This is a genomic window from Sporomusa aerivorans, assembly GCF_041428895.1.
In the GTDB taxonomy this organism is placed as follows: domain Bacteria; phylum Bacillota; class Negativicutes; order Sporomusales; family Sporomusaceae; genus Sporomusa; species Sporomusa aerivorans.
In genome coordinates this window covers 1-12,320 of the sequence record NZ_CP156926.1, presented here as the reverse complement: position 1 = coordinate 12,320, position 12,320 = coordinate 1, and the positions used below count along the sequence as shown (strand labels likewise).

At 41.7% G+C, this 12,320-nt stretch carries 11 protein-coding genes; 1 reads left to right on the top strand and 10 read right to left on the bottom strand.

What is annotated here, in order from left to right; genetic code table 11:
- Positions 1-325: 325 nt before the first annotated feature.
- The 3 genes from SATMO3_RS00055 to SATMO3_RS00045 form a co-directional block, all read right to left on the bottom strand.
- Positions 326-2,032: a methyl-accepting chemotaxis protein gene (locus tag SATMO3_RS00055; protein ID WP_371375771.1), complete on the bottom strand. Its 1,707-nt coding sequence runs from the start codon at positions 2,030-2,032 to the stop codon at positions 326-328.
- 205 nt (positions 2,033-2,237) lie between these two features.
- On the bottom strand, positions 2,238-3,230 hold the full coding sequence (locus SATMO3_RS00050; RefSeq protein ID WP_371375768.1) for a beta-ketoacyl-ACP synthase III: 993 nt from the start codon (positions 3,228-3,230) through the stop codon (positions 2,238-2,240).
- Positions 3,231-3,374: 144 nt separating this feature from the next.
- Positions 3,375-3,563, bottom strand: coding sequence for a hypothetical protein (locus SATMO3_RS00045; protein ID WP_371375766.1), 189 nt, complete (start codon positions 3,561-3,563; stop codon positions 3,375-3,377).
- A 226-nt stretch (positions 3,564-3,789) separates the two neighbouring features.
- On the opposite strand from SATMO3_RS00045, the gene SATMO3_RS00040 reads away from it, so the two are divergent.
- The gene (locus tag SATMO3_RS00040; protein ID WP_371375763.1) at positions 3,790-4,899 is read left to right on the top strand and encodes an aromatic acid exporter family protein; all 1,110 of its coding nucleotides are present in this window, start codon (positions 3,790-3,792) and stop codon (positions 4,897-4,899) included.
- Positions 4,900-4,928: 29 nt separating this feature from the next.
- Here SATMO3_RS00040 and gyrB read toward each other — a convergent pair whose 3' ends face one another.
- From gyrB to dnaA, 7 genes are all read right to left on the bottom strand, one after another.
- Positions 4,929-6,845, bottom strand: a complete 1,917-nt coding sequence (gene gyrB, locus SATMO3_RS00035; RefSeq protein WP_371375760.1) for a DNA topoisomerase (ATP-hydrolyzing) subunit B — start codon at positions 6,843-6,845, stop codon at positions 4,929-4,931.
- A gap of 15 nt (positions 6,846-6,860) precedes the next feature.
- Complete coding sequence (remB, locus tag SATMO3_RS00030; RefSeq protein ID WP_371375758.1) at positions 6,861-7,115, bottom strand: extracellular matrix regulator RemB; 255 nt, start codon at positions 7,113-7,115, stop codon at positions 6,861-6,863.
- A complete protein-coding gene (locus tag SATMO3_RS00025; RefSeq protein ID WP_371375755.1) occupies positions 7,093-7,959 on the bottom strand; it encodes a DciA family protein in 867 nt (288 codons plus the stop codon). Before SATMO3_RS00025 ends, remB begins: the two co-directional genes overlap by 23 nt.
- Positions 7,960-7,964: 5 nt before the next feature.
- Positions 7,965-9,062, bottom strand: coding sequence for a DNA replication/repair protein RecF (recF, locus tag SATMO3_RS00020; protein WP_371375752.1), 1,098 nt, complete (start codon positions 9,060-9,062; stop codon positions 7,965-7,967).
- Complete coding sequence (locus SATMO3_RS00015; protein ID WP_371375749.1) at positions 9,059-9,280, bottom strand: RNA-binding S4 domain-containing protein; 222 nt, start codon at positions 9,278-9,280, stop codon at positions 9,059-9,061. The genes recF and SATMO3_RS00015 overlap by 4 nt, the downstream gene beginning before the upstream one ends.
- Positions 9,281-9,317: 37 nt before the next feature.
- Complete coding sequence (gene dnaN, locus SATMO3_RS00010) at positions 9,318-10,445, bottom strand: DNA polymerase III subunit beta (protein WP_371375746.1); 1,128 nt, start codon at positions 10,443-10,445, stop codon at positions 9,318-9,320.
- A gap of 288 nt (positions 10,446-10,733) precedes the next feature.
- Positions 10,734-12,320, bottom strand: coding sequence for a chromosomal replication initiator protein DnaA (gene dnaA / locus SATMO3_RS00005; protein ID WP_371375743.1), 1,587 nt, complete (start codon positions 12,318-12,320; stop codon positions 10,734-10,736).

The following is a 12,320-nucleotide window of genomic DNA, read 5'->3' as shown; positions in this document are numbered from 1 at the left end:
TTGACGGAGTACTTAAAAATTTCCTGCGACATACCTGTTGACATTCTTCCCGCCTCCTTCTTTTTTAATGGATATATACTCATAGTATAGCAAGCGAGTCTTTCCATTTCATGACAACATTATTACGAAATTCTTACATATTTATGAATAAAAACATTCCTGGAAGCTAACTTCTCCAGGAATGTCTAATTTATAAGTACACTAACCTTCAGACGGGGTTTTAATCCCAGCTGAAGGTAGTCGCCCTTAGGGACTCAGTAGCTCGCCTGTGTCCGGCCCGTAGGGGTAAAACTACCACTTGTAGAAGCGGAAGCTCTAAAGCAGGTTAATCGTCGGATAAATTAAAACGCTTTACCGCTATATCCAGGTTCCTGGCCATTTCAGCCAGGGTCTGACTTAAATCAAAAATTTCTTCCATCGACGCAGATTGCTCTTGTGTCGCAGCTGATACCGACTGAGTTTCACCGGCGGTTTTTTTACTTATATTCTCGATTTCATAGACTGAATTGATAACCTGATTACTGCCGCTTGCAAGCCGCTGCGCTGCAACTGCTATTTCGCCAACCTGGACGGATACCTGCTCAACCATGCCGATAATCTCCCTAAAGGCGCCACCGGCTTCTTCCACAAGCTTTGCCCCGTTTTCTACTTCCCTTTTGCCGCTCTGCATAGAAATAACCGCCTTACCGGTATCGTCCTGAATCCCGGAGATTATCCCGGCTATCTGTTTTGCAGCCTCTTGAGACTGTTCTGCCAGCTTGCGTACCTCATCGGCCACTACCGCAAATCCCCGCCCCTGTTCTCCGGCCCGAGCGGCTTCGATGGCTGCATTAAGCGCCAATAGATTGGTTTGCCCGGCGATCCCTGCAATAGTATCAACAATTTTGCCAATCTCCTGCGACCTATTTCCCAGCTCTGATACCGCTTGAGTGGAATCAGCGACTGTTTTCTCCGCATTTTTTATTTGATTAACCGCCGTCTCAATAGATTTGCCACCAGATTTTGCTACCTTAGTTGTATTTTCCGAAGCATTAGCAACAGAGCCTGTACTTGCAGCAACCTGTTGAATACTCTCTGACATATCTTCCACTGCTCTTACAGTGGATTGAACAGCATTCACCTGTTGTTCCGCCCCGCTGGCAACACTTTCTATTGATACAGCAACCTGGTTCGAAGCTTCTGCCGATTGCTTGGTACTTTCCGATAGAATACCCGAAGAGTTGGCAACATTCTGAGAAGATTCCATAACATCTTTTACAAGCTGACGCAAATTATCTTCCATAGTGTGAAAAGCTCTTATTAGATCACCTAATTCATCGTTGCCCTGATAGTTAAATTGTTGCTTCCTTAAATCTCCTTGGGCAATTTTATTTGCTGACTCCAAAGCAGCTTTTATCGGCCTGGCAATGCTGCGGGCTATTAACAGGGCAATAAGAATCGCAACACATAAAATAGCAAAATCTAAGACAATAATGCTTCTTTTAATAGATTTCTCAACCTGTTGATTTTGCTCAACCCGGAGATCCATACGCTCAGACAGGAATTTAACAAAATCATCCATTTGTTCTTCCACATTACGGCTAATTGTATCGGCCGTGCGCATGTACTCTAGCGATGCCTCAACGCCTTTTTCCTGTCTTATCTGCATTGTTTTTTCGGTAACTTCCTGATAACGTACAATCGACTGTCGTAAATCTGTAGTTTTTTGCTTCCCTTCCGGCGTAATCAACTTCTGTTCCAAGCTTTTCAGGATATTCTCCATTTTTTCACGGGAAGCATTATAATCCTGAATATATTGTGGGTTACCTGATAAGAGAAACCCGCGGGCATGATATCCCTGGCTTCTAAGTTCAATATTTAAATCTTTTACTTCGACAACCAGCGGCACACTGCGCTTTAAAAGAGAAGTATACCCCTCTTCGATTTGAATTATTTGTGCATATGTATAAAGACTTAAACCTGCGAAAGCCATTACAACCAATAGAAATCCCGCAAGTATTCGCGCACTGATAGTAATTCTTTTATTTTTCAATAAAATCACTTCCTAAAAAAAACTTTTTGTTGTTATTTTTTTGTAATTAAATATTATTTTTTGTTAATTTTATTTTACTAGTAAATTATTAATATGTCTAGTTTATGATAATTTACCTAATCTTTTCACAATAAAAAACCGCCAAACCATAGTTTGGCGGCACTTGATTATTTAATTATATATAATTTTATTTCGCAAATACAATTTATTTTAGCCATCTAAGAACACAGGATCCCCAGGTCAGTCCTCCACCGAAGCCTACCAATGCAATTACATCGCCATTTTTAATGCGGTTGCTTTTTATACCTTCATCAAGAGCGATCGGAATGGATGCAGCTGATGTATTACCATATTTATCAACATTAACAATAACTTTCTCCATAGGCAAACCCAGGCGCTTAGCGGCTGACTGAATGATTCGCAAATTTGCCTGATGGGGCACAAGACAGGTAACATCTGACGCTGCAAGTTTTGCCTCAGCCAGTGCCTTATTTACGGTCTCGCCCATAACTTTGATAGCGAATTTAAATACCTCATTACCATCCATATGGATATAATGGAGTTTATTATTGATCAATTCCTCAGTAATCGGCTGCCTTGAACCGCCTGCCGGTACTTTTAACAGATCGCCGCCGGCGCCTTCCGCGCCTAAATTAGTACCAAGAATGCCATAGCCTGGCTCAGTTTCACCCAAGACCACAGCGCCGGCGCCGTCACCAAATAATATGGCTGTATTCCGGTCATTCCAGTCGGTAATTGTCGATAAAGTTTCAGCACCAATCACCAAAATTTTCTTGTAGGTGCCGGTTTTTATGAAAGCGCTGCCTGTAATCAGCCCGTAAATAAAACCGGAACAAACGGCTGTCAGGTCAAAAGCCGCTGCTTTGTGTGCCTTGAGATTTTCCTGCACTAAACAGGCCACTGAAGGGAAAAACATATCAGGGGTCACAGTGCCGACGATGATTAGATCTATTTCTTCAGCACTTACGCCGGCGTCCTGCAAAGCCCTTTCAGCAGCTTTAGTAGCTAAATCGGAAGTCGCCTGCCCGGGTTCAACAATGCGGCGCTCACGAATACCGGTGCGTTCAACAATCCATTGATCTGATGTATCAATAACTTTTTCCAGCTCATGATTTGTAACAACTTTATCAGGCACAAAGGAGCCAACCCCCAAAATACCTACCGCTTTTTCAATCATATCAGAACCCCCTCATTATCATATCTGATTTCACTGTATTTGAATAAACATAATCTCATTTTTTAATTAATTGCTAATTTAGTTAGAGCATTAAATTTAGCAGCGAGAAAAAAACACAACCCCCTAGCTAACGAGTTGCGTTTTTTAATATATCCATAAAATGCCATAAACATTCAGCCTGCCCAGACTATTTGTTTGGGAGTCCGTCAAATTTTCAGTCACTCGGATATCGGATTGATCAGGATCAAAATTGACCCAGTTGCCAGATTGTATAACTTTTACTGTCTTTTCAGAACTGCGCAGCTTAGTATGATATTGGGCAATAAAGTTCACTTTCCAGCTCCTCTACAACATTTTTCCGTTCCAGATAGTCAATACAATATTTTTTCCGGATATAAATACTTCGACAAAACAAATACTATTCCCTTCCAATCCGCACCAGAGATACTTTACATCTATATGTATATTTTTAAATACATGGCAAAACCATTGGAAATCATCTATAATTTGGTTAATATAAAGCAAATAAAACAATTGCAAAAAAAGAGGTGGCAGACAAATGAAATTAGGCGCCCGCATTATAAAAACAGGCATTGCAGTAACCATCACAATGTATATTTGTAAGTATTTTAATCTTGAGCCCGCCTTTTTCGGCGCCGTCTCGGCGGTTATTAATATGCAGCCCTCTATATTTTTATCAATAGAAACTGCCAAAGATCAAATTATGGTCCACATTCTAGGAGTAATCACCGGACTGGCCTTTGGCTATATTCTGGGAAATAGTCCGCTTGTAATGGGCATTATTACAATTTTACTCATATCCTTGCATATAAGATTTAAATTCCAGAGTACAGTTACCATGGGAATCATAGCTGCCCTATTTGTTCTAAGCTCAAATGCCGATCAGTTTTTGACCCATGCACTCACCAGATCAGCTGTCATATTTGTCGGACTTAGTGTCGCTATGATTATTAATGTCTTGCTCTGGCCTCCCCGTTACCAGCAGCAATTTAAAGAAAAACTCCTGGAAAGCAATCAGCAGGCTGTTCTTTACTTTTGCCAGGCCATTCACGACTATGTTGAGCTCGAAAATACCAAACCGCCTCTTCGCCGGGAACAAAAAGAAAAAGTACATAAACTCAACAAAGAGTCCCGTAAATTATTAGAATTTCTAAAACGGGAAGGTGACTCGCAAACAACCGGCAGAGCAGGGCAAACAGACTGGTTTTTAGCCGTCGAAAAGTTCATTGATTATAATCAGTCCCTAATTGGTAAAGCAGACCGTATTTATGAACTTTTACCAGGTAGATTCGACCGCCGTCACCAATCCGGGTCTCCGCCTATCAGTGGGGAATTTAGAACAATTCTGGATTTATTGTCAAGCGGTTGTGTGACCATCGGCAGGGTTAATAGTAAGCTAAGGGATATAATTATTGACGGATTACCGGCCGAACCGGAAGAAATCAGTGAAGAATACTGGGAAAGGTTAACGCAGGCCATTGATGAGTGGCATCCCAAGCTCACAGGCAGTTATTATCTACATGCCCTCCTGGATGTAGCTGTTACCGCCAATGAAATCAAGTGGGCCTCCCGGCAGGCAAAGAACCTGCTATATGAAAGCATGGTTGAAAAGCAAATGATTGTTGATAATGAAAAATCACCCGGTTAAGGGTGATTTTTTTAACGTATAGGCTGTGTTTATATATCCAGATTCCTTACTTTGCTGGCATTCTCTTCGATAAACTTACGCCGGGGCTCAACTTTGTCGCCCATCAGCACGGAGAATATCTCATCGGCAGCCATAGCATCCTCCAGTTCAACCCTGAGAACGGTTCTAGTTTCCGGATTCATGGTTGTTTCCCACAATTGCTCGGGATTCATTTCTCCCAGGCCTTTATACCGCTGGACATTGATGCCGTCGCGTCCGATTCTGGCCAGCAGACTGTCCATTTCTGCGTCATTATAAAGATACCAGCTCTCCCGTCCTTTTTTAACAAGATATAACGGCGGCTGAGCAATATATACATGCCCACTCTGAATCAGCGGCTGCATGTGACGATAAAAGAAGGTTAAAAGCAGTGTCCGGATATGGGATCCGTCGACATCAGCATCTGTCATGATAATAATCTTGCCGTACCGGCGTTTCTCAATATCGAAATCTTCACCGATGCCATTGCCAAAAGCGGTAATCATAGCCCGAATTTCTTCGTTATTAAGAATCTTATCCATCCGGGCTTTTTCAACATTTAAAATTTTGCCCCTTAAGGGCAGGATAGCCTGAAAACGGCGGTCCCGTCCCTGTTTTGCCGATCCGCCGGCACTGTCACCTTCTACAAGATAGATTTCAGCCTGATCAGGATCCTTAATTGAACAATCGGCTAATTTACCAGGCAGCGAGCTGGATTCAAGCGCACTTTTACGTCGGGTAAGCTCGCGGGCTTTTCTGGCGGCTTCCCGGGCCCGGGAGGCCATAACGGCTTTTTCAATAATCTTTTTGGTAACAGCAGGATTTTCCTCAAAAAATTCATTAAGGCCATCGGACACTATATTATCAATAACCCCGCGGACTTCGCTGTTGCCTAGTTTAGTTTTGGTCTGACCCTCAAACTGAGGTTCCTGAATCTTAACGCTAATAACAGCGGTCAGACCTTCCCGGACATCTTCACCGCTTAAGTTTTCATCATTATCTTTTAATAAATTGAGTTTACGGCCAAAGTCATTTATCGCCCGGGTTAAGGCGATTTTAAAACCACTGAGATGGGTGCCGCCTTCCTGGGTATTAATGTTATTGACGAAGGAAAATATATTCTCCGCATAACTGTCATTATATTGAATAGCTATTTCAGCAAGCGTAGTATCTTTAGATCCGCTTAAAAAAATCGGCTTGGAATGAACGACATCTTTGCTTTTGTTAAGATGCTCAACAAAAGAAGTTATACCACCCTCATAGTAGAACTCCTTTTTTTCTTCGGTACGTTCATCTTCGATAACAATGGTTATAGTCCTGTTTAAAAATGCCAGTTCCCGTAACCGGCTTTTAAGAGTATCAAAGCTATATTCTGTTTCCTCAAAAATTTCCGGATCAGGCTTAAAACAAACTTTTGTTCCAGTTTCCTCGGTTTCACCGACTACTTTCAGGCTGCTTACCGTATTGCCGCGTTCAAATCGGATCTGATAAATTTTACCGTTTCTTTTTACTTCAACTTCCATCCATTCAGACAGAGCATTAACTACCGATACACCAACACCATGCAGGCCGCCGGAGACTTTATAACCTTCGCCGCCGAATTTTCCGCCGGCATGTAAGATAGTAAGTACAACCTCAACCGCCGGTTTGCCTGTTTCATGCATATCAACAGGAATACCGCGGCCATTGTCAATAACAGTAATACTATTATCCTTATGTATTTTCACTATCACCCGGTTGCAAAAACCGGCTAAGGCCTCATCAATACTGTTATCGACTACCTCATATACCAGATGATGCAGCCCTTTAGACGATGTACTGCCGATATACATGCCAGGACGCTTGCGAACAGCCTCCAGGCCCTCAAGCACCTGAATCTGTTGCGCGCCATAGCTGCCGTTAACTGTTGTGTCACTCATATCTACCATATTGCCAAACCCCCGTTATTCCTCTTCTCCAACCGGAATATAGCCAGCCCGCTTCTTAAGTGTTTGCGAAGATATAGCTGAAAAATAAATATTCTGATCGGTAACAATAAAACTTTTTACATTGTCATCAGATATATCGATTACTTTGTTCTTTGCTTTAACATTTTTCATATACTGATCGGTAATTGCCGAGCCGGTTATTTTTAAGTCAAAAATAGCAATTATACTGCGTAAAGGAATAACAGTATCAGCGCCTAGGTGCAGAAACATGGCTTTTCCTCCTGACTTTTTCCGCAAGCCGCATTTTTATTTTGCCAATAACAGTATCGACTAAGGTTTGATTAATCCTGGCCGGTTTTATTCCTGTCATAAGCATAACTAAAGTAGCTTCATTCAGTTTGTCCCAGCCAGGGTCAAACAAACTATGAATAAGTTTATGAACCAAGCGTTTTTTTGCCGTATGGAATTCGCGCGCATTGCATGGCACATATTGAAGCATTTCCTGATAGGTAAGCCATGGCGCTTCTGTCAATAGTTTAGTAATAGCTTCTGTTTTTTCTTTTTTAAACTCCATGCTGCATACTGTGCAGAGGCCTTGACCTGGTGGCACTAATATATTGCAGCGCTTACAGGATTGCCAGCCATCGTTTTGTTTGGCTTTAGTAAGTGCTGTTTGCTTTATTAAAACATAATAACATTTTTTCCGTAAACTGTCATCCTGTATAGCTTCTGTTTGCTGCCAGACAGCCGCTAATTCATCTGAAGTAAGCTTGGCAGGCCGCAATTTTGTACTATTTTCCTCATCCTCTTCTTGATTCTGGTACTTTTGCAAATTTCCTGCCTGAAAACGAATATCATATACCAGTTTTTCATTTAAGAATTTATTGATCTTCTCGATAATTACCGGTTTTAACATCATAAGATGATGACTCCATACCGGATTATTGACCGCCAGCAGCAATACGCCCCGTTGAATGGATATAGGCCAGGCATGGCTGGCAATTTCATCACCGGCAATTTCCTGCCAATGAACAATAACGGACTGAGCATTATATTGCTTAGTTATTCCCATCGATTTTAGCGTTCCCGACAAGACATCCTTTACACGAAACATATTGATCACTCCGTTATCGTGCCATTTAGGATACGGTAGAATTTCCCTACCTTGGCCTGTGAAAAGTATTGTTCATCGGCAGCTGTAATAAAAGTCTGGATACGTTCCCTAATAAATAAGAGTAATTCAGAACGCCGGGCAGAGTCAAGTTCACTCATAACATCATCTAACAGAAGAATAGGATATTCCCCTGTTTCTGATTTAATAAACTCTAACTCTGCCAGTTTTAAAGCCAGTACACCGGTACGCTGCTGCCCTTGAGAACCAAAATTCCGTAAATTTTTTCCATTTACAAAAAAATTAAGATCATCCCGGTGAGGTCCTATGCCGGTACTGCCGCTTAAGATATCCTGGCGGCGCTGACGGTTAAGCTGATCCTGATACCAATTATGTAAATCACCGAATTTATCCTGCTCTAAACCGTGTATGGCATAGGAAACAGTCAAACTCTCCCTGTTGCCGGTTATTTTGCGGTTATGCAGATTAGCCAGCATGGAAAGTTTTTTAACTGCTTCTGTGCGTTTCTGGGTAATAATAGCAGCCGCGGCAGAGAGCTGATTGTCCCATGGCTCTAAAAGATCAGCGCCGGCCTTGCCTTCCCGGATTTTTTTCAACAGATTGTTGCGCTGATGAATCATCCGGTTATAGTTTAGCAGTTGCCGGTAATAGGGAGGGTTGGCCTGTGATATTTCATTATCCAAAAAGCGCCGACGTAAGGCCGGCGCTCCTTTAATCAACAGCAAATCTTCTGGTGAAAACAATATTGCGTTTAGGGATCCAATAATTTCTTTCGCCGGCAAAGGATGACTATTGTATAGTATCTCCTTATTCTGGTTGGTTATCAATTTAATTTTTAAGGAGTTTTCTACTTCCTGACGGGCGAAATTAACTTCCACACTGGCGGCAGACTGATCCCATCGAATCAATTCCTGCTCGGTATTAGTGCGGTGTGAACGGCCCATTGCCGCAAGATATAATGCTTCCAGAAGATTGGTCTTTCCCTGGGCATTAGGGCCAACAAAAACATTGATATTGGCTGTAAATTCAAGATTTATGTTTACATAATTACGAAAATTACGTAGTATAAGCCGATTTACTCTCATGCTTCACCTGTAATAATTCTCCAGCAGCCAACACCTGAAATGTCGATTATGTCACCAGGACGGACCTTTTTGCGGCGTTCTGTAACAAGATTGCCATTAAGTTTGATTAGCTTCTCTTCAATAAGTGGTTTGATTTGCGCTCCGTTATCAATAATCCCGGCCCACTTTAGCAGCTGGTCTATATTAATTTCCGGGGTATATATTTCAATATCTTCCATGGTAAATCCTCCTGGCAGGGGGGATATTTTACTATCTTTAGCTGGTACGAACCGGAGTAATGATATAGGTATAGTATTCGTCGTTAGAAGGACGGATACTGGCCGGACTTAGTGGTGTATTCAAAGAAAAGAGCAGCTCGGAGGCGCCAATATTTTTAAGGATATCTGTTACATATTTAGCATTAAATGCAATTTCGATTTCAGTACCGTCTGTATTTATCGGGATTGTTTCGTAAGCCTTACCTATATCGGGATTATTAGAGGTAATAATTATCTGGTCGGCATTAAACTGGAATTTTATTATATTATACTCACCGTCTTTAGCCATCAGGGAAACACGCTCAACCGCATCCATAAACAAAGCAGTATTAATAGTGGCTGTTGTAGCAAATTCTTTCGGAATAACCCTGTGGTAATCAGGGTATTGTCCTTCAATTAGCCGGGATTCCAGGTAAACATTATCGAAGTTAAAGGCTACCTTGCTTTTCTCCCAGCAGATATTAACATCCACAGGCAGTTCTGAGGTTAACAGGCGGGCCAGTTCATTAAGGACTTTAGAGGGAATGATGATTTTAACATTATTGTTTACCGTAGTGCTTTCCGTAATACTCTGTTTTAATGCCAGCCGGTGAGTATTTGTGGCTATCATTCTTACATCGGTTTCGGTAAGTTCTAATAATGCACCGGTGAAAATAGGCCTGCTTTCTTCTGTGGCACAGGCAAATACCGTTCTTTTGATGAGGTCCCGTAATACGTTATCTTTTATAGTTAGAGCACTAATGCCGACGGTTTTATCAAATAACGGCTTCAGGACAGGAAATTCATCAGCAGGCAAACTCAGCAGGTTAAATTGCGAGGCTCCTGCTGTTATTTTTATGGTTCTATCCTCGGTGGAGGAGGCAATCTCAACTGTTTCACCAGGCAGTCGTTTAACTAATTCCTGAAAATAGCGGCCCGATAAGACAATTTTACCGGGAACAGCCACTTGGGCATCAATTGTGCAGCTAATACCAATTTCATAATCAGTGGCTTGCAGTGTAAGTTTGTTATCCTGAGCAGATAAATAAATGCCTGACAAAATTGGCAGGGTCGCTTTGGCTGCCACTGCTTTTTGAACTGTTTGTACAGCGTAATTCAGCCTGTCTCTGGCGCAGGTAATATTCATCAGAAAAAGCCTCCTTGCATTTTGCATAATCGATAAAATTTGTTTAGGCAAACTGTAATATTATTATTATTTAATACATATAGTAATAAAATAGCCGTAATAGTAGTAGGGGCTGTAGATATGTTGATAAATATGTCGAATGCAGGCTGGGTGTGGATATCTGGTGTTAATAATATGTCGATAAGTATTAGGGCAGTTATTAACATATTCACAGAAAAAACTCTGCTTAAAGTTATCAACATTTTGTGTACAGTTTAACCGTGTGGTTATAAACAAAGTTATAAACAGCTAGGATTCAATTCGTTTGATAAGTTCTTTTATGGTGTTATTTAACTTAGCATCGGCATGACGCTCACGGTCAATTTTATCGTGGGCATGAATTACGGTAGTATGGTCGCGGCCGCCAAATATTTCACCGATTTTAGGTAAAGAAGTCTCTGTGAGTTCCCGGCAGAGGTACATAGCAATTTGCCGTGGATAAGCCACATTACGGGTGCGTTTTTTGGCAGAAAGATCGTCTAATTTAATTTTGAAATGGCCCGCAACAATTTCCTGAATGATTTCTATGGTAATTTGTTTGGGACGACCATTGGGGAATATGTCTTTCAGGGCCTCAGTGGCTAAATCAATATCTATTGGCTGGTTATTGAGAGAAGCATAGGCAATTACCCTGATGAGCGCGCCTTCAAGTTCGCGGATGTTGTTTTCGATCCGGCTGGCTATATAGACGACAACCTCGTTAGGCACATTCAGACTTTCCATCATGGCTTTTTTCCGGAGTACGGCTATGCGTGTTTCTAAGTCTGGTGGCTGGATATCGGTAATTAAGCCCCATTCAAAACGGGAACGCAGCCTGTCTTCCAAGGTCTGAATTTCCCGTGGTGGCCGGTCACTGGAGATAATGATTTGTTTGTTAGCCTCATGCAGAGTATTAAAGGTGTGGAAAAATTCCTCCTGCGTATGCTCTTTTTTAGATAAAAACTGAATATCGTCAACTAAAAGAACGTCGATATTCCGATAGCGCTGGCGGAAGCTTTCCGGATTGCCGCTGATAATGGAATTAATCAGTTCATTGGTGAATTTTTCGCTGGAGATATAAACTACTTTTATATTAGGATTATTTTCTTTTATACGATGGCCAATGGCATGCATAAGATGTGTTTTTCCCAGACCAACGCCGCCATAGATAAAGAAGGGGTTGTACACCTGGGCAGGGGCTTCGGATACAGCCAAAGAAGCGGCATGTGCTAAACGGTTTGAATTACCGATAACAAAAGTGGAAAAAATATACTTAGGATTAAGATTAAAATCTTCGGTTGCCGGGATAATGGTATTTTGCTGGCTTTGGACAGGACGCTTCTCTTTTTGCAGACTGCTTTTGGGGGCAGGAGGGGGTTCCGGAGAGGCTGCGGCCGCTTCCGGTATATCATGAATATCGTCCAGATATGTTAGGTAATCAAGGGAATGAATACCGGTTTCCTCGGGATGAACAGTTGCTGATATTGGACCAGAAATATTTTTTTCCGGTTCTTCGACAATTATTTCAGGAACAGAATTAGCTTTAGGAATAACGTCTATATCAAAGAGCGGGTCCTCTTCGATGCCGTCCATCTCAATATCCATATTAATAAAAACGATTTCAAAATCTTTATTGGCGGCAGCTTTCAGGGCAGCCTTAATAACAGGCACGTAGCGGCTTTCCAGCCACTCTTTTACAAATTGCTTGGGAGTGCCAATTTCAATTACATTGTCATTTATTGAAAGTGGCATGGTAGATTTGATCCATGTTTCAAAAAGCGGCTTGATAAACGCTTTTTTCATATGTATTAAAGCCTGTTGCCAAATGCTTGCCATATAAGCGGTATCCGCACTCAT